This is a genomic window from Streptococcus timonensis (assembly GCF_047460355.1).
In the GTDB taxonomy this organism is placed as follows: domain Bacteria; phylum Bacillota; class Bacilli; order Lactobacillales; family Streptococcaceae; genus Streptococcus; species Streptococcus timonensis_A.
In genome coordinates this window covers 305,488-323,926 of the sequence record NZ_JASHGL010000002.1, presented here as the reverse complement: position 1 = coordinate 323,926, position 18,439 = coordinate 305,488, and the positions used below count along the sequence as shown (strand labels likewise).

Annotated in this window: 25 protein-coding genes; all 25 read left to right on the top strand. The window is 36.5% G+C overall.

From position 1 onward, the window contains the following. Positions 1-12: 12 nt before the first annotated feature. The 25 genes from QM941_RS05060 to QM941_RS04940 all read left to right on the top strand — a co-directional run bounded on the left by QM941_RS05060 (position 13) and on the right by QM941_RS04940 (position 18,417). Positions 13-267 carry a hypothetical protein gene (locus QM941_RS05060; RefSeq protein WP_414339416.1) on the top strand — a complete coding sequence of 85 codons (255 nt, stop codon included), beginning with the start codon at positions 13-15 and terminating at the stop codon, positions 265-267. A gap of 147 nt (positions 268-414) precedes the next feature. Beyond that, positions 415-573, top strand: coding sequence for a hypothetical protein (locus QM941_RS05055; protein ID WP_414339414.1), 159 nt, complete (start codon positions 415-417; stop codon positions 571-573). A 33-nt stretch (positions 574-606) separates the two neighbouring features. Beyond that, a complete protein-coding gene (locus QM941_RS05050) occupies positions 607-1,296 on the top strand; it encodes an SMI1/KNR4 family protein (protein WP_414339412.1) in 690 nt (229 codons plus the stop codon). Positions 1,297-1,454: 158 nt separating this feature from the next. Next, on the top strand, positions 1,455-2,198 hold the full coding sequence (locus QM941_RS05045; protein WP_223340907.1) for a hypothetical protein: 744 nt from the start codon (positions 1,455-1,457) through the stop codon (positions 2,196-2,198). Between the two features lie 83 nt (positions 2,199-2,281). After that, entirely contained in the window at positions 2,282-2,680 is a 399-nt protein-coding gene (locus tag QM941_RS05040; RefSeq protein ID WP_223339171.1) for an NTF2 fold immunity protein, read from the top strand. Positions 2,681-2,768: 88 nt separating this feature from the next. Next, on the top strand, positions 2,769-3,698 hold the full coding sequence (locus tag QM941_RS05035; protein ID WP_414339410.1) for a hypothetical protein: 930 nt from the start codon (positions 2,769-2,771) through the stop codon (positions 3,696-3,698). A 122-nt stretch (positions 3,699-3,820) separates the two neighbouring features. Beyond that, positions 3,821-4,168: a hypothetical protein gene (locus QM941_RS05030; RefSeq protein WP_414339408.1), complete on the top strand. Its 348-nt coding sequence runs from the start codon at positions 3,821-3,823 to the stop codon at positions 4,166-4,168. Between the two features lie 207 nt (positions 4,169-4,375). Next, positions 4,376-4,951, top strand: a complete 576-nt coding sequence (locus QM941_RS05025; RefSeq protein ID WP_414339406.1) for a hypothetical protein — start codon at positions 4,376-4,378, stop codon at positions 4,949-4,951. Between the two features lie 224 nt (positions 4,952-5,175). Continuing rightward, on the top strand, positions 5,176-5,310 hold the full coding sequence (locus tag QM941_RS05020; RefSeq protein WP_414339404.1) for a hypothetical protein: 135 nt from the start codon (positions 5,176-5,178) through the stop codon (positions 5,308-5,310). A 16-nt stretch (positions 5,311-5,326) separates the two neighbouring features. Continuing rightward, positions 5,327-6,256 carry a hypothetical protein gene (locus tag QM941_RS05015; RefSeq protein WP_414339403.1) on the top strand — a complete coding sequence of 310 codons (930 nt, stop codon included), beginning with the start codon at positions 5,327-5,329 and terminating at the stop codon, positions 6,254-6,256. A gap of 251 nt (positions 6,257-6,507) precedes the next feature. Further along, a complete protein-coding gene (locus QM941_RS05010) occupies positions 6,508-7,200 on the top strand; it encodes an Imm43 family immunity protein (protein ID WP_414339402.1) in 693 nt (230 codons plus the stop codon). A gap of 100 nt (positions 7,201-7,300) precedes the next feature. Further along, a complete protein-coding gene (locus QM941_RS05005) occupies positions 7,301-7,621 on the top strand; it encodes a hypothetical protein (RefSeq protein ID WP_414339401.1) in 321 nt (106 codons plus the stop codon). A 9-nt stretch (positions 7,622-7,630) separates the two neighbouring features. Beyond that, positions 7,631-8,224, top strand: coding sequence for a DUF4304 domain-containing protein (locus QM941_RS05000; protein WP_414339400.1), 594 nt, complete (start codon positions 7,631-7,633; stop codon positions 8,222-8,224). Between the two features lie 100 nt (positions 8,225-8,324). Further along, a complete protein-coding gene (locus tag QM941_RS04995) occupies positions 8,325-8,711 on the top strand; it encodes a hypothetical protein (RefSeq protein ID WP_414339398.1) in 387 nt (128 codons plus the stop codon). A gap of 105 nt (positions 8,712-8,816) precedes the next feature. After that, positions 8,817-9,461 (top strand): pentapeptide repeat-containing protein, encoded by a 645-nt coding sequence (locus tag QM941_RS04990; protein ID WP_414339397.1) that lies wholly within the window; start codon positions 8,817-8,819, stop codon positions 9,459-9,461. Positions 9,462-9,580: 119 nt separating this feature from the next. Further along, complete coding sequence (locus QM941_RS04985) at positions 9,581-9,940, top strand: hypothetical protein (protein ID WP_414339396.1); 360 nt, start codon at positions 9,581-9,583, stop codon at positions 9,938-9,940. A gap of 64 nt (positions 9,941-10,004) precedes the next feature. Continuing rightward, positions 10,005-10,586 carry an SMI1/KNR4 family protein gene (locus tag QM941_RS04980; RefSeq protein WP_414339394.1) on the top strand — a complete coding sequence of 194 codons (582 nt, stop codon included), beginning with the start codon at positions 10,005-10,007 and terminating at the stop codon, positions 10,584-10,586. 29 nt (positions 10,587-10,615) lie between these two features. Continuing rightward, positions 10,616-11,167, top strand: a complete 552-nt coding sequence (locus QM941_RS04975) for a hypothetical protein (protein ID WP_414339393.1) — start codon at positions 10,616-10,618, stop codon at positions 11,165-11,167. A gap of 59 nt (positions 11,168-11,226) precedes the next feature. Further along, positions 11,227-11,832: a DUF6707 family protein gene (locus QM941_RS04970; protein ID WP_414339391.1), complete on the top strand. Its 606-nt coding sequence runs from the start codon at positions 11,227-11,229 to the stop codon at positions 11,830-11,832. A 40-nt stretch (positions 11,833-11,872) separates the two neighbouring features. Continuing rightward, a complete protein-coding gene (locus QM941_RS04965) occupies positions 11,873-12,358 on the top strand; it encodes an NUDIX hydrolase (protein ID WP_414339389.1) in 486 nt (161 codons plus the stop codon). Then, positions 12,351-13,250 carry a putative PEP-binding protein gene (locus tag QM941_RS04960; protein ID WP_414339388.1) on the top strand — a complete coding sequence of 300 codons (900 nt, stop codon included), beginning with the start codon at positions 12,351-12,353 and terminating at the stop codon, positions 13,248-13,250. Before QM941_RS04965 ends, QM941_RS04960 begins: the two co-directional genes overlap by 8 nt. After that, positions 13,195-13,635, top strand: a complete 441-nt coding sequence (locus QM941_RS04955; RefSeq protein WP_414339386.1) for an ASCH domain-containing protein — start codon at positions 13,195-13,197, stop codon at positions 13,633-13,635. Before QM941_RS04960 ends, QM941_RS04955 begins: the two co-directional genes overlap by 56 nt. Positions 13,636-13,756: 121 nt before the next feature. Then, entirely contained in the window at positions 13,757-16,303 is a 2,547-nt protein-coding gene (locus tag QM941_RS04950) for a M1 family metallopeptidase (RefSeq protein ID WP_414339460.1), read from the top strand. A 115-nt stretch (positions 16,304-16,418) separates the two neighbouring features. Then, the gene (locus tag QM941_RS04945; protein ID WP_414339385.1) at positions 16,419-17,090 is read left to right on the top strand and encodes a response regulator transcription factor; all 672 of its coding nucleotides are present in this window, start codon (positions 16,419-16,421) and stop codon (positions 17,088-17,090) included. Further along, positions 17,083-18,417 carry a sensor histidine kinase gene (locus QM941_RS04940; RefSeq protein WP_414339383.1) on the top strand — a complete coding sequence of 445 codons (1,335 nt, stop codon included), beginning with the start codon at positions 17,083-17,085 and terminating at the stop codon, positions 18,415-18,417. Before QM941_RS04945 ends, QM941_RS04940 begins: the two co-directional genes overlap by 8 nt. Positions 18,418-18,439 lie beyond the last annotated feature (22 nt).

The window sequence follows — 18,439 nt, the reverse complement described above, 5'->3', positions numbered from 1 at the left end:
AGTCCAATAGTGATGCTCAATTTGTTGAAGGAATTCGTAGAAGTCTATCATAGAAACAAGGGCTTAGGAGAGCTTGTATTTACTAGTGACTGTCTCCATGTCGAAAAGCCAGATTTGTCTGGTCAATTGAAAGAGTTCTACCAGCATTTAGACTTTGATGAAGAAGCTTATTTTAGAGGAGCTCCCTATGATCTTGCTCTAATTCCTCTCCCTCTATGTGAAGATGCATCAGAAGGATGGCAGGATCCTAGCTGGAAAGAGAGTTAGATGGTTTTTGCTCACATGATGGGAGATGAGCCAATATTTTGTGATCTAACTAGTGAGCTTAGTCCTGTATATGGCAAGATTCCTGGAAATTCCAAGCTCTATAGCTTAAGCCCCTCTTTATCTACTTTTTTGTCTACCTATAGTCAGATGAAAAAGCTAGAAATCACCAAGTTTGAGAATAGCATCTACATTGATGAGGACTTGTCGGACTATAAAGAAGGTTTTTTAACAGGAATCAATGCTATTATCGAGGAGCAACTTCCTGAAGACTATCGAAAAGACTTTATTGAATTTATGCTTGGTTAAAGCCAAATAGAGAGAGATGAGAAGCAAATGGAAATGAAGAATTTTTTAAAATGTTGTGAGGATCTGGTCATACAAGAAAGTGGGGCCTCAGCTCTTGAACTAGAAAAACTCAAAGCCAGACAGTTTCCTCAAGCTCACCTGGATTTGCTCTCCATAACCAACGGCTTGGAATTTTATGGTGGCTATTATCGTTTGTTTGGTACAGATTCTGCTCAAGCCATCACGCTGGACTCTTGGAATTCGGATGAGCTATGGAAAGATGTCTGGAGAGATTATGCATCAGACTACTATTTTTTTGGTATGTCTGCTATTGGAGATCAATTCGCTTATAGATTGAAGGATGGGAACATTCAAAGTCATCAAGTTTATTATTTAGATGGGATTACTATGGATGTCATCGAGATCTACGACAGTTTTGAAGCATTTTTCGAGAGGGAATTTATTCTGAAAGCCCAAGGTGGGATGGAATCTATTTTTGTGTCTGCTAGGGAGCGATTTGGAAATCTAGACCTCTCCACAAGCTGTATTTATTCCCCTTCCTTAATGATTGTGAATGATCCAAGCGTTGAGAATCTCATGCTTTTACCGACAAAGGATGTCATGACTATCAATGGGGATTTGCTTGTTCAATTATCTGATTCGGAGGAGTCGATTACGAAACTGGAGCAATATCTAGACGCTTTGGGTAGAGCTAGAGTCAAGGTTATCTTTGATCGAGATTGAGCAAGCAGGATAAAGTTTATATAGAAAAGAATACTCTTGAGATTCATGATTTTAGTTTTTGAGACAAGCAATGGCTTATTCTTCTTGTAAAAGTGTCATTGTAAAAATAGATAGGTTGAACAAAGAAAACGAAGTATGATATTCATGAAAAAAGGTGAATGATGACCAGTTTAGATAAATATTTAGAGATCATTAAAAAAGGATTTTCCGAAAGAGAGAATCTAATGGCAATGGAGCCTCTACATTCTATTGAAGAGATTGCACCATTATTGGATGAAACATTGACTTATAAAGAATTCATCGATATCAATCGCTTATTAAGACAAAAGTACATTGTTGAAAACCCAGAGGATATGCTGAAGAATGTGGATTTTAATCAGCTTTCGTTACCTAGCAATACGAGAGTGATTTACTTGATGGGAAGTAAATCTGATGTGCTAGACTTTTCAACATACGAACAAGTAGAAAAGATTTTATTAGTTGGGGCTAGAAGAGTAAGAAAGATCATCTTACCCCAGAAAGATTGTGTGAAAGCTCTAGGGATATCTTCTATGACAAATTTGGAGACGATAGAGAACATTTCTTTTCATACAGGTATGCGTTATCTGCACGTTGATTATGGTGTAAAGTTGCCGGACTTTGATTTTATAAGGGATTTAAATCAGTTGCTCTATCTTTCATTTACAGCAAATAAAAATTTACCAGAATTGGATTTTATCCAGTCCTCTAGTGAGCTTCGTTTTTTAGATTTTGTTGACACGTCTATTTTTAACTACGCATCAACAGTTAGCTACTTGAAGAGTCTGAAACATCTTCGTTTTTTAACAACGGGAAGAACAAATCAAAAGCAAAGGGAACTTCTTAGAAGCGAGTTACCACATGTTTGCATGCGTGAGGAGTAAAAAATGCCTTTAATACAGCTTTTTATGACCGATGTCTTCATAATAAACGAACCTTTAGTCCCGTTGTTTAAGTAGGAGGAAATATGAGCCATACGAATCGAGCAAAAGAAACCTTACTCCAGTTTATGCAGGCTATGTATTCTTGGGAGAAAAAGGCCACTAGGAGCCTAAGAAACAAAGCTGATAAAGAGATGTTGAAGGATGAATTAGCTCCGATTTTTGATCAGTTTTGTACATCTAAAAAAACACTCAGAGCAAGGGAAGTATCTTTATCTGTCCGATTTCCGTTTGACTATAAATTGGAAACGCATCCCATCGTGGATGAAGAGCATGACGGGAATCAAGCTTATTTCTACATCAAGGAGAATCGTTCTGGTATAGAAACTCTCTATCGTTTTCAAATGGTGTTTCAAAAGGGAAAATGGTGGATTAATAAGAAAGAATGGCTTGATGATGGGAAGTGGATTAATTCTTTCTTGTGATATACTAGATGGTATAGGAATGTAGGAGAGATGTACATCAAAAAACAGTAGTAGTTAGGTGTAAGTAATGAAATTCGACGAGGTAAATATGAACAAAATACTTTCAAATCAAAAAAGGAAATTAGCAACCAGCAGAAATCAAGTACTCATGGAGAGAGATTTTGCTCTTGAAAAAGAACAGCTTTCTACCACAGAAGCAATTTTAGAAGCATTAAAAGCTGGTAAAAAAAGCCTTGTACTTAGTAGTGAAGTAAATGGAAAACTAAGAACGTACTCTTATCAATACGTGAAAATGATTCAAGCTATTAAACCATATACTTTGGTTTCTAAGTTTATTAAAAACAAGACATCAGAAACCTATCAATCTCTACTAAATGGCTGTTTTTGCTCGGTAATGGCAGATATAGCTTCAGCTAAATATTTAGCTGAAGGTGGCTCAAACTTTGATACAGATATTTGTTTGAATATATTATTTGCCTTAGCTTATTTAGATCATACCTATGTAGAGCTTTTAATTGATAAATTAGTTTATTTTAAAGAAGTTCAAGTTAAGAAAGGCGAAAAATGCATTTTCCTTTCGTCTGGTAGTTTATTGCCTTTAGTTGTTTTTCTTTATGGAAATGGTAAGGGTAAACGACTTGCTAACCTACTGGAAGATACTTGTGATGCTACATATAAACCATTGAACTCGAATCCTTATTATAATGTAAATGATACCTATAAACGGGTTATTGAAACTATTTTTTCAGGGGATATTGATGTTTTTAGAGAAACAATTTTATCCATGTGTGATTATCATTTAGAGAATACTCAAGATAGCCATTTAGTAGAATTCAATACCTTGCTTTGGAAATATTTTCCAATTGAAATCTTAGTTTTATTAAAAGAACGCCAAAAAAGAGGGTTACCAATAGACGGTATTGACCATCTCTTGATTAATGACTTCCTACCCTATTTCATGGATGACTTTCAGATATCCGAACAAAACAAGATGATTCTAAAAACAATTTTAGACTAGTTGTGTAGGATAGAAGGGAATTGTCAACATCCCGTGGAATCGATTGTCATTGTAAGGAAAAGACTGAAAAGAGGGGAAAACACGTGAATCTAGAATCTATAAAATTTGATGATGGTCTTTAAATGAACGTTTTTATATCAGAGCAAGAAGATTCTATTCGTCTGGTTCTATCGGATGAGCTTGCTTTAGCAGATGAAATAATGGCTAATGACTACAAAGAAAAAATCGTTCATATGCTTGGGTCATCTGCTTATTGGCATGAGTTAGCTGAAAAACGAATCTTTTCGGAACTATCCATGATGGGGCAGTTAATGGCGATCTATCTGCTCCCCGAACAGACATCATCCGATTTTATTTTTGGCTTATTATTTAGAGTGGACGCTGAAGTAGAGCATGGAAGAGGAATGAAGATTTCACTTGAAGAGATGACTATCATTGACTATGGAGATACTGATAGAGCATTTTGTTAGATTAGAAATGCAAATTAGTGAGTTTAACGAATTGCGAATCATACTCTCATTCAAAACCATTAGCATCCTAGTGGAATAAACATGTTCATTTATTCCAAGGACATGGGGGACTACAGGCAATAAAATAATAGGGCTCTTAATAGATCGTGAAGCGACATTAAAACAAAGATTCAATCAACAACAAAGTAAATGTCCGTAGGAGGCTATATGAATTTAGAAAATTTATTACCAGATTTAGTGAAATGTTTTTATTTTAGCGATCCCATAGGTGGAGATATCGAATATACAAAAATGCCGATAAAAGTTAATGCAGAGAATATTTCTGGTCAATTGTTGGAATACTATCAACATCTTTCTTTTGAAAGTGATTGTTATTTTGGCGATCAATTTTTCGGATTAGTATTGTTCTCAATACAATCAAATGGTAGAGAATTAAGTTCTTGGGGGCTAGAAGATATTCATGAATGGAAAAATGGAAGGTATACAATCTTTGCTAAAAATACTTCAGATGATGTTATCTTTTGTGATACTAGCGATGAGAAATGCCCTGTTTACGGGATAATTTCAGGGGGGGAGTATCATCACGAGTTAGGTGATTCTTTATATGATTTTTTATCTTTTTCTATCAAACTTATTCGCTTAGAGATAATAGACTATCAAGGAGAAATTTATTCTGATAATAATTTTAATATAAAAGAAGAGTTTATTAATGATGTATCCAGTCTAATAAATAGTAGTTTTTCTGGAAAGGCTCGAGAAGGAGTTACTAAATTTTTATTATAACTAGATAGATGGAAATCATTAATAACCCATGCAGTCACACGGAATTGTAGGGATAACCTATATCCATTTAGATTCCTAGGAAAATGCACTGAGGAACACTCCACATTCTGTTAGAATAAGTGAATCCTTATTAGAAGAAGGTATCACTTATTTGAAATCAAAGGGTTTTATTTTAGCCGAGCACTTTAGTCCTTTCGATTTGTTACAAGCACAAGGTGGTAGTTATGGTATATCACGGGGGTAAAGCAAGAGATATTTTAAGAAACTATGGAGATTTTAGGGTACTTGATATTTATGTGAAAAGTGGTGATAACGGTCGCTGGTATATTGATAAGACAATGATTAGTATATGGGATTAATTTTTAGGAGAATGACATGAATAAAACACTTTCAAATCAAAAAAGAAAATTAACAAGCATTAGAAATCAAGTACTGAAGGCGAGAGATTTTGATCTTGAAAAAGCACAGCTTTTTACTACTAAAGCAATTTTAGAAGCATTAAAAGCAGGTAAAAAAAGCCTTGAGATCAATTGGGAGGAAAACGGGAAAACAGAAATCTACTCCTATAAACATGTACGGATGGTTCATGCTATTAAACCATATACTTTGGTTTCTGAGTTCATTGAAAACAAGTCATCTGAAACTTATCAATCTTTGCTAAACGGCTGTTTTTGTTCTGTAATGGTTGATATGGCTTCTGCTAAATATTTAGCTAAAGGTGGCTCAAACTTTGATACTGATATTTGTTTGAATATCTTATTTGCCCTTGCCTATTTAGATGATACTTATGTAGAGTTTCTAATTGATAAATTAGTCTATTTTAAAGAAGCTCAAGTTGAAAAAGGGAAGCAACCTATTTTTTTTTCATCCAGTAGTTTATTGCCTTTAGTCGTTTTTCTTTGTGGAAATGGGGAGTATGATCGGCTTGCTAGCCTACTTGATAATGCTTGTGATCCTAAATATAAACCATTGGACTCTGATCCTTATCTTAATGTGAATGATGCCTATAAACAGGTTATGGAAACTATTTTTTCAGAGGATGTTGATGTTTTTAGAGAAACAATTTTATCCATGTGTGATTATCATTTAGCGAACACCAAAGATAGTCATTTAGTTGAATTCAATACCTTACTATGGCAGTATTTCCCAATTGAAATCTTAGTTTTATTAAAAGAACGCCATAAAAGAGGCCTCCCAATTGACGGGATTAGCCATCCATTGCTTGATGACTTTTTACCCTATTTCATGGATGACTTTCAGCTATCCGAGCAAAACAAGATGATTTTAGGAACAATTTTAGACTAGTTGTGTGTAATACATGGAGAAGTCAATAGGAACAAAAGAATTTCAAATAAAAAAGGAAACGAACAGTAATCAGAAATCAAATACTAAAAGCCAGAGACTTTGCACTTGATAATGAACAGCTTTCTGTAACAGAGGCTGCTTTAGCTGCACTAAAAGCTGTTAAAAAAGTATAGAAGTTACTGATAGGAGCAATGGTAAAACCAAAATCTAGAATTATTAATTGTAAAGGTAGATTAAGCTAGGAGAAAACGATGAATTATTATTTTATGATGGATGATAAATCCAATAAGACTTTTAATTTTGATGTTGAATATGGGCGAGTTGATTTTGAAATACAAAAAAGACCTTACGAAGAAGAATGGACTAAACCTATAGATTATATTTACGATCCAACTTCACCAGAAGTAATTTATTATAATTTCGTTAATAAAAAAGAATACTTAAGTAAAGTTAACTTTAATTATGATTATTATTGGTATGCTCATGGTTTTATACTTTCTGAAAGATTATTAAAGGTTTTTAAGGAATTCAAGATTCAAGGATGTGTTTGCAAAAAAATGAAGTTTACTGTTGGTGGAGAAATTATTGATTCACCAGATTTTTATCTTTTGAAGTTTAATACTTATAATGTAGCTAAACCAGCTCCTGATTTTGTAGACTATGATAAAACTGAATTATTACCTTCTAAAACTAATTATGTCGTTACAAAGAAATTAGTTTTAAAAGAGAATATAGACTTTGATATTTTTAAACCCGGAAAAGTTGAATTATTGGCATCAGCAGGTATAGTTGTGACAGAGAAGGTGAAAAATGCTATAGAATTTAATAATTGCGGGAGGGGGATTCGCTTTTTACCAATAGAAACTGCTCAAGAAGAATATTGTAAGAATAGTTTTAAGGATTTTACTAGTTTATTAAAAAGAGCAAAGCCTAAATTACCCTAACATTAAGTATTCCTTAAAAAAATACGACTCTAGTCTTCATTATTCTAGATTTCAGGCAGAAAATATCAGAAGAAAATGCTTCTAAAAGGAGAGATAAGATATGAAGAAAACTTACTTTGTTTATCGAGATAGTGGAGCGATAGAAAGGCAAAGTGACGGAGTTGAGTTCTGTAAAATACCTGAGTTTTATGATGATAAAATATATTTTTATTGTGATGAATATATGCTGTTCTGGACCGATATTGATAAGGTAGGGGATTTGAATAAATCTAAGGATTTTAAATTAAAAGACAAAATAGTTCCAGCAACTCTAGAGGAAATCAGTAAGGAAGGTTTGATCAGTTCCATTCATTCTGTTAAGCAATATGCGATTGAGAACGGGAAAGTTGTAGGGATAACCTATATCCATTTAGATTCCTAGGAAAATGCAATGAGAAATTCTCCACATCCTGTTAGAAATAGAGGTAATAAAATGAAAGAGGCCAAAGAACTCTTCCTAGAAAATGGCTTTTCGCGACTAAAGCGAAGCAATAACTATTATAAAATCAATCATGATTTTTACACGGTAATCTATTTTCAACGAAAATCAGATGGGACTGCCTATTTCGTGAATATTGGCATTCATCCCCTCTTTCTGGACTCGGAACTGTTAGAAGAAGTGGATTGTGCTTTAAGGACACGATTAGGTTCTATCGATCATAGAAATGGCATGGATCAAGCTGAATTGGAAAAGGCTGTGCGAGAGGCTATCGATTTTACTGCTCAGTTTTCATCGTATCCTACCGTATTTTCGAGCATAGATCCTGAGAAGGATCTTGATAAGGATTGGTTGTTAGAACAATTCTCTATCACCAAAGTGAACTTATGCAGATTGTATGTTGAGTATTATGATGCCATCGATTCTAAGAAGTTAGCTTTGGATTTTGCAAACTATGGATTATCCATTACGCCTAAGATTGCCTCTATTCCTAAAAACTTCTTTAAAACCTATATTCGTTCGGGAAATGTTTTAAAAAATTGTTAGTAGTACATTGAGATTAAGGAAGTTTGATGGTCAAATGGAGACTTTCACACTAAAGTAGGGAATAGCCAGAATGCTAGTCTAATCTTGTTCAATAAAGGATGTGCCACAAGAATTGGGGGAAAAGTTGAAAAGTAGAGACAATTTTCATAGACAATATTCAGTATTGTGGAATCTAATGATGTCCTTAGAAAGTAATGTTGTTACAAGTAAAGAGGCAGAGTTTCTATATCCTTTTGATATGAGTAAAAAGGAAGATGTCCTTACAATATTTGATGCATTTGTGAAAGAGTATTTCTTGAAATTAGAAGAAGAAAAACAACACCAAGTGCTAAAGGTCATTGAGGATGTATTACAGGCTGGAGATAAAATAGTTGAGTATTTCTTTGAATATGAATTTGGTTTTGCTTCAAAAGAGCCAAAAAATAAAGTTGCCTTTCTAAAATTAGTAAAGGATATTTTAGTCTCATATTTAACCTTCTCTGACTAGTCGTCATCTTTCCCTTAAATTGGAGGAATGGTATGAATTTGTTTTTTGATGACTTATATCTGAGATGGACTAGGGAGGATTATCTTGCTCTTAATAGCTTACACTATGAAAAATAGAGATAACTGGCAGAATAAGCGTGAGAAAAATATTCTCTTTTCTAAGGACAAGTTTGGCTTAACCTTAGATGAAAAAATAGACCTTAGAGGCTTCTATTTTGATGTTGGGTTGAGTTTTCAGCACTTAGATGGAGTAGATTTTTCTTATTGCAATACAAAAAAATCTTTTGAAGTCTGTCAGCAAACAACGAATCGGGCGTTCGACTTTAGGAATCGCATAGCTTTTAGTGATTCCATTATTGAAAACTGTAACTTTGCTCATGTAGCATTATCAGGTTGTATTCGAATCCTCCTATCCTCTTCTTGTTTTGACTATGCCACGATTGATGGTGGAGGTCTAGGAGTAAGCCAAGAAATAGTCAATTGTAGTTTTCGTCATGTCAAGTTTCAGAATGCCCTTCTTTCAGGACTTGTATTTCGCAACTGCGACTTTACGGGAGCTATCTTTTATGGAAACTCTACGGTTGAACAGTGCAAGTTTATTCATTGTACTTTTGATAAAGTTCTTTTTAAGACAACACTGTTAAAAAGATTAGTGAATATTGCGCCTTTTTACGGTTGTGAGTTTTTTGGGGCTTCTCCCTTATCTCTTAAACAAAAGTCGAAGTTGTCCAAAACAATTTCAGTGATGTAACGCTGGTTCTTTAGAGTCAGTCTAAACAGTTTAAAGAGATGCAAGAACTAATCGAAGAGGTTGAAAATAATCTTGAGCTGGCATTCTATGTCGGTCTTGTACCAAAAAGGAAATAAGAAATGAAGAACTATTTACTGGATGAAAGGATATTTCAGTATCCTGAATCGTTTAAAAAATTGATCGAACTTAATTTAGTTGATTTTGATATTTGGTATCTGTTGGATTCAGAATGGGCCCTGTCTTTGTATGAGGGATTGCAGGAAAGGTACCCAAGCAGAAAGTTGATTCCATTTGCTAAAAGAGGAGATTGTGATGATACAGCTTGTTTTGAAATAGGAAAGGGCAATAAGGTCCAACTCATTCATGATTTTGCTACAGAAGGCTGGGAGCAACGAAAAGAGTTTAATGATTTTTGGGAATGGGTAGAATATGCAGTCAAATGCATGATAGAGTACAATAAAGAAGATGGGATTGAATAATCGCAAGCTCTTTTCTAGGGACGAAGGAACTCGTCTCTAATGATTTACAAGGCAAGGAGAACAAATGGAAATGATCATCCAATTATTAAATGAGATCGAAAAATGTCTCCAACAGCTAGATCATCCTTGTGTAGACCATCTAAATCTGGGAATAACTTCTCTAAAAATCCAAGAATTATTTGAGAAAATCCCATTGCAGCTAACTCAGGACTTGCGTGCTCTTTATACTTGGAGAAACGGATCAAAAGATTGTGAGGGAATCACACTCGGTGAGCTGGCATTTTTTCCTGGTTTCTATTTGATGTCTCTGGAAGAGAGTATCCAGACCTACTTAGAACTAAGAGAAACGGATGCTTGGGGCAAGTCTTGGTTCCCAATTTTTGCCAGTGGAGGGGGAGATTTTTATGCCATGAACTTGGCTCCAGAAGCTCAGGGACAAATCCTTGGTTTTTATGTATTTGAAGAAGAGTCCCAGGTCGAATACTGGTCATTAGAATCTATGCTCACAGCTCTTAAAAACTGTTATGAACAAGGCATTATTTTCCGGAATGAACAAGGCTACTTGGATATGGATTATAGGAAGCACGCTGAGATAGCGCATGACATAAATCCAGATCTGAAGATATGGCTTGAATTCTTAAAGTAGACGTAATAGGAATGACCAAGGAGAGAAAAATGGCAGTAGTGACTGTATTAAAAAAGATCATTAGACTCTATAAGGAAACAACGTTTATTCCCCAACCAGTGAGTTTTTCAAACGAAAAATTAAGGATCCAGTCCTCAGATTTGACAGGAGAATTACTTGATTATTATCAACATATAGTGTTCAATGAGGATTTATTTTTTGCTAATCAAAATTTTAATATCATTTTGTTGGCATTAGATTCTCCTGCAAGGACAGTTGAATGTTGGGCCTTACAAGATATTCTTCAGTTTAGTGAAGGGCAATACCAGATATTCGCTACTACAGATACAGATGATATTCTTTTCTGTGATATGAAAGATGACAGTTCTCCAGTTTACGCGGGCAGTCCTGGAGATCCTAATTTCTACAAACTCAGCGCAAGTTTGACGGAGTTTTTGGAGTTCTATTTCGCTTTTTCAAATTTTTGGGGCCAAAGAGAAGATGTCCCTCTGGAGGAATATATTGTAGGGACAGGTGACTTAATAGATCGCTACCTTTCATCAGACGTCCAAGCGACAGCGAAAGAATATCTACTTCGGTAAGATTGACCTGAGAAAAGCCTTTCTCGGTAACAAAAAGTGAATTGGATAGGAGAAAAGAAATGAATGTGAAAGAACTAATCGAAGAGATTGAAAATGATCTTGAGTTAGTTTCGTATTTAAACCTAATCCCAAAAAAGAATAAGAAGACCCGAGATAGCTATCTCGAATCGCTGAATCATCTGGCCTATTTACTTTATCTGGATGGTCAAGAGGAAATGACTAAGGAATTATTAGATAGGATTATACAAGTCCCATTTGAAGGGAATTATAATACTTGGACCTTTGTTGATAGCTCTCTGGTTTTATTGGCCTATCTGGAAAGAGAAAAAGAAAAACAGGTACTCGTCTATAAAAAGCTTCTTTTATCTCCATTAGAACAAGGGGAGGAATCCACTAAAAAAATTAGAAGGAGAGTTCATCAGAGATTTTTGAATGGTGATAGCTTGGAGCAAAAGCTTGCAAAAATCGAGCAAGCCTCAAGTCATGAATCGGAAATGGAACGCCGTTTGCTTTACTTAACAGATCTATTGAAGATTCAACTCTTTATTGCTGATTCAACTTGTGAAGAGACAGATATTCAGACAAAAATCGAAGAGAATATGGAGATACTGAAGAAGTATATCAAGGAGCATGAAATTTATAGCCTCTTGCCTTTTAAGGGATAAGGTAAGTTATCGATCTTGGACTTTTAGAAAAGAATAGAATATGGAAATCAAAAATCACTTTGGGGTATACGGAGTCTGTCTTCAAGAGGGGAAATTGCTCTGTATTGAAAAAACAAGAGGCCCCTATCAGCATCGTTTTGACCTACCGGGTGGTAGTCAGGAACTCGGTGAGGGGTTGACGGAAACCCTCAAGAGAGAAGTTCTGGAAGAGACAGGATATACACTTAACAGTTACTCAAATCCTAGGATTTATGACGTGCTAGTTCATGAAGAAGGGAAAGATTTCGCTGTACATCATATCATGGCCTTTTATGATATCGTACTTGATTTCGAGAGCTCTCAAAAATCACTTCCTCATGAAGTACTTGATGGAAGCAATGATTCAGCAAATGCAATTTGGTTGAATTTGGAAGAAATTACTGCAGACAATGCCTCTCCCTTAGTATTAAAGGTGAAGGCAGAGTTATTAGGATTTCCAGAATTAGAACTGACAAGCTATAGAAATTGGAAGGTAAAAGATGAATAATCAACTGGCTCTTAGTGGAGAAAAAATTATTGAAAAAGTTTATCCTCAACTATTTCACCACATTGGTATGATTCGTGGGGAATACTTGTTGAGAGAGCTCAATCAAAACATCTTGTTACCAAGTTGTCAGCAATTTGTAAAAGATTATCTAGACACTATTTGCCGTTTATATTCAGATGAAGAAGTCTGGTATCGCTTTTCAGAGTTAACAAATGCAGAAGAAAATATTCTAGACGGGACTAAAGAGTATTTTGACGAACGCCATCCCTTATTTGGATATAGAGGGACTAGGCGTTTATTGGCGTGTCCAGATGAATTTCAGGCTGAGGCACATGTCGTTACAGAAGTTTATCAAACCAATCCCAATCTGTCTCTTATTTTTCCTTTTGTCAATGATGCCGAACAATTAAAACAAGCTATTAGAGTATTACGCCAGCATGGTTTTACTGGGAAAGTCGGCACGATGATTGAATTACCGTCAGCTTATTTTGACTTAGACAGGATACTGGAAACGGGCATTTCAAAGATTATAGTTGGAATGAATGATTTGACTTCTTTTGTTTTTGCGACTGTGAGGAACAGTCAATGGCATGATATGGAAAGTCCCATTATGTTAGAAATGCTGAGACAGATGCAAGATAAAGCAAGGACGAAAAAGATAGATTTCGCCGTGGCAGGATATCTGAATGCTTCTTTCATACAAAAAATGAATCAAATGGATATCAAATGTATTCTCCATTACAGCTCTATTCCAGAGATTTTTGATTTAGAAATTGACCATCCAGATCATCTCAAACGTGTAAAAGAAGAAAGTAAAAAATTACAAAGGAGAACCCATGACACCTCAAGACATGTGGAATGCCTACAAGCAAATCAACCCCTCTATCGGTGATGAGTTAGACGCTTGGGCTTTTGGAGTGGAAGCTGATCTCTTGGCAGATTTGGTTTTAAAATGTGAAAAGACGGCAACCGCGTCAGCTTACGACCTCTACGCACTAGAGGACGAACCCCTTCCACAAGAAGGGACTTTCGATGTCATTTTGGACAGCCAAGATCAGGCTGTCTGCATTGTCGAAATTACAAAGGTTTCCGTTCAGCCTTTTCATCAAGTGTCTGCTGACCATGCCTACAAGGAAGGTGAAGGAGACAAATCCTTAGCCTATTGGCGTCAGGTTCATGAAGAGTTTTTCACAGCTTGTCTAGGAGAAGCAGGTCTGGCTTTTACACCTGACAGCAAGGTTGTTTTGGAAGAATTTCGCAAGGTCTACCCTCTCTAGACTACTAGAAGGAAGAAAGTTTTGGAAATCACTGTCCATTCCTTTTTTATTAAGAAAAACATGATATAATAAGTTTGTTTGAATAAGAGTAAAACTCTTAAACTTAGAATAGGAGAATATGATGCAAGCAGTAGAACATTATATCGAAACATTTGTTCCTGAACATTATGATTTATTTTTAGACTTGAGTCGTGAGACCAAGACGTTTTCAGGAAAAGTAACCATTTCTGGTCAAGCTAAAAGTGACCGTATTTCCCTTCACCAAAAAGACTTGGAAATTGCTTCAGTTGAAGTAGCAGGTCAAGCTCGTCCATTTACAGTTGATAACGAAAACGAAGCTCTTCATATTGAACTTGAAGAAGCTGGTTCAGTTGAATTGGTTATTGCTTTTTCAGGAAAAATCACAGACAACATGACAGGAATCTACCCTTCATACTATACAGTTGATGGTGTTAAGAAGGAAGTTTTGTCAACTCAGTTTGAAAGTCACTTTGCTCGTGAAGCCTTCCCATGTGTGGATGAGCCAGAAGCGAAAGCAACCTTTGACCTAGCTCTTCGTTTTGACCAAGCAGAAGGTGAACTTGCCTTGTCAAACATGCCGGAAATTGACGTTGAAAACCGCAAGGAAACTGGTATCTGGAAATTTGAAACAACTCCACGTATGTCTTCTTACTTGTTGGCTTTCGTAGCTGGTGATTTGCAAGGGGTAACTGCTACAACTAAAAATGGTACTTTGGTAGGTGTATACTCAACCAAGGCACATCCACTTTCTAACCTTGATTTCTCACTAGATATTGCTGTTCGTTCAATCGAGTTTTACGAAGACTACTACGGAGTCAAGTACCCAATCCCTCAATCTCTTCACATCGCCCTTCCTGACTTCTCAGCTGGTGCTATGGAAAACTGGGGTCTGGTAACTTATCGTGAAGTTTACTTGGTTGTGGATGAGAACTCAACCTTTGCTAGCCGTCAACAGGTAGCCCTCGTTATTGCCCATGAGCTTGCTCACCAATGGTTCGGTAACCTTGTAACTATGAAGTGGTGGGATGACCTCTGGCTCAATGAAAGCTTCGCGAACATGATGGAATACGTCTGTGTGGATGCCATCGAGCCAAGTTGGAATATCTTTGAAGATTTCCAAACAGGTGGAGTACCTCTTGCTCTTGAACGCGATGCGACGGATGGCGTTCAATCTGTTCACGTTGAAGTCAAACACCCAGATGAAATCAATACGCTCTTTGATGGAGCTATCGTCTATGCCAAAGGAAGTCGCCTCATGCACATGCTTCGTCGTTGGTTAGGGGATGCTGATTTTGCCAAAGGTTTGCATGCTTACTTTGAAAAACACCAATACGGAAATACCATTGGTCGTGACCTTTGGAATGCTCTCGGACAAGCATCTGGTCGTGATGTAGCAGCCTTCATGGATTCTTGGTTGGAGCAACCTGGTTATCCAGTTTTGACTGCCACAGTTGAAAATGATGTATTGAAGATTTCGCAAAAACAATTCTTTATCGGTGAACACGAAGATAAGAACCGACTTTGGGTAGTGCCACTTAACAGCAACTGGAAAGGAGTACCAGATACTCTCGAAACTGAAAGTATCGAAATCCCTGGCTATGCAGCACTTCTTGCTGAAAATGAAGGAGCACTTCGTCTCAACACTGAAAATACAGCCCACTACATTACAGACTATCAAGGTCAATTACTTGATGCTGTGCTTGCAGACCTAGTAGAACTTGATAACACAAGTAAACTTCAAATCGTCCAAGAACGTCGTTTGCTTGCTGAAGCAGGGCACATTTCGTACGCAGACTTGCTTCCAGTAGTGGATCAATTGGCTAAAGAAGAATCTTATCTCGTTGTTTCAGCAGTTTCACAAGTTATCGGAGCGCTTGATCGCTTTATCGATGAAGGAACTGAGACAGAAAAAGCCTTTAAAGCCCTTATTGCTAAACTGGCTCGTTACAACTATGACCGTCTTGGCTTTGAAGCTAAAGAGGGTGAATCTGATGAAGATGAATTGGTTCGTCAATTGACAATTTCTATGATGATTCGTTCAAATGATGAAGAAGCTAGTCAGGTTGCTAGTCAAATCTTCGCATCCCATAAAGAAAATCTTGCAGGACTTCCAGCAGCCATTCGTTCTCAAGTCCTTATCAATGAGATTAAACATCACGAAACTAAGGAATTGGTGGCGACTTATCTGGATCTATACACTCATGCAACAGATGCAGTTTTCAAACGTCAATTAGCAGCTGCGCTTGCATACAGTACAGATGCAGAAAACATCCAAACTCTTCTTGCAACTTGGAAGGACAAATTTGTGGTGAAACCTCAAGATTTGTCTGCATGGTATTATCAGTTCTTAGGTCATAAGGAAACTCAGGAACCAGTTTGGGCTTGGGCGCGTGAAAACTGGGATTGGATTAAGGCTGCTCTTGGTGGAGATATGAGCTTTGATAGCTTTGTTATTCTGCCTGCCCATGTATTTAAGACAGAGCAACGCTTGACAGAATACAAGGCCTTCTTTGAGCCGCAACTTTCTGACCTTGCCCTTAGCCGTAACATCGGTATGGGAATTAAGGAAATCGCAGCACGCGTTGAATTGATCAAGCGTGAAAAAGCAGCAGTTGAAGCAGCTGTTGCTCAATATAGCAAAGCTTAAAAGATTCTAGTCTAACTAGATTACAAAAACTCAACTTTCTCTTGGAAAAACAAGGGAAGTTGAGTTTTTTTTAAGATATTTTTGCTATAATAGGTATAATAAGGAGGAATTTTTGATGATTAAAATTCTATTAGTGGAGGATGACCTAGGTCTGTCAAATTCAGTTTTTGATTTTTTGGATGATTTTGCAGATGTCATGCAGGTTTTTGATGGCGAAGAAGGTCTCTATGAGGCTGAAAGTGGCGTTTATGATTTGATTCTATTGGACTTGATGTTGCCTGAAAAAAATGGGTTCCAAGTTTTAAAAGAATTGCGTGAAAAAGGCATTTCGACTCCTGTTCTGATCATGACAGCCAAGGAAAGTCTCGATGACAAAGGTCATGGATTTGAGCTTGGGGCAGATGATTATCTAACAAAACCATTCTACCTAGAAGAACTCAAGATGCGTATCCAGGCTCTGCTCAAACGTTCTGGTAAGTTCAACGAAAATACCTTATCGTACGGTGACTTGACAGTCAATCTATCTACAAATGAGGTTAAAGTCAATGATACTGTTGTGGAACTCTTGGGTAAAGAATTTGAGCTTCTAGTTTATTTCCTCCAAAATCAAAATGTTATCTTACCAAAAACACAAATTTTTGACCGGTTGTGGGGATTTGACAGTGACACAACCATCTCCGTGGTAGAGGTCTATGTATCAAAAGTTCGTAAGAAATTAAAAGGCTCAGTCTTTGCTGAAAACCTCCAGACCTTGCGTAGTGTTGGGTATATTTTAAAACATGTTTAAAAAAATTAAAAAAAATTGGTATGAGGAGGATTTTAGTTACTTTATTCGTAACTTTGGAGTATTTACTCTGATTTTCTCCGCTATGACCTTGATTATCTTGCAGGTTATGCATTCGAGTCTTTATACCTCAGTTGATGAGAAGCTATTGTCACTCAGTGCTAATCCTCAGGATGTTATCCAGTTGGCTGTCAATCGTGCGACAGAAGATGTAAAAGATTTGAATAGTGAATCGGTAGGGCCATCTTCAAACAGAAAACCTACAGTCAGTTCCAATACGGAAGTAATTTTATTGGACTCTAGTTTAAATCAACTAGTAGCTGGAAATCGTTTTTTGGGCCTTGACAGGGTTACATTTAATAAAAAGGACTTGAATCACATTAGACAGCTTCATGTTCAGAATAGCTATGGGCAGGATGAGATTTATCGAGTGATTCTGACTGAGATGAATATTGAATCTGTCTCGACCAATATTAAGTATGCCGCTGTTCTGATTAATACCAGTCAGCTAGAGCAAATCAGTCAAAATCATGAGCAGTTAATCGTAGTAGTCATGGCCAGCTTCTGGATTTTATCACTCCTAGCTAGTCTGTATCTTGCTAGAGTTAGTGTCAAACCCTTGCTTGAGAGTATGCAAAAGCAACAGAGTTTTGTGGAAAATGCCAGTCATGAGCTACGAACTCCACTTGCTGTTCTCCAAAATCGCTTGGAAACTCTTTTTCGAAAGCCTGAGGCTACCATTTTAGAATCAAGCGAGAGTATTGCTTCTAGTTTAGAAGAAGTTCGGAACATGCGCTTTTTAACAACCAATCTTCTCAATCTAGCCCGTCGTGATGATGGGATAAAGCCTGAATTAGGAGAAGTACAGCCAGATTTCTTCAACACAACTTTTACCAACTATGAAATGATTGCATCTGAAAATAATCGCATTTTTCATTTTGAAAATCGTATTCATCGAACCATCATAACAGACAAGCTTCTTCTTAAGCAACTGATGACTATCTTGTTTGACAATGCTGTCAAGTATACTGAAGAAGATGGAGAAATTCATTTTGTAATCGCTGCGACAGAGCGTACCCTCTATTTGTCAGTGGCTGATGATGGAATCGGTATTTCTGCAGTAGATAAAAAGAAAATCTTTGATCGTTTTTACCGGGTAGACAAGGCTCGTACTCGTCAAAAAGGTGGCTTTGGTTTAGGCTTGTCTTTAGCTAAGCAGATTGTCGATGCCTTAAAAGGCTCTATCAGTGTGAAAGATAACAAACCTAACGGAACAATTTTTGAAGTCAAGATAGCTATCACAACACCATCAAAACGAAAGAATAAATAAAAAAACCTTCGATTCATCGAAG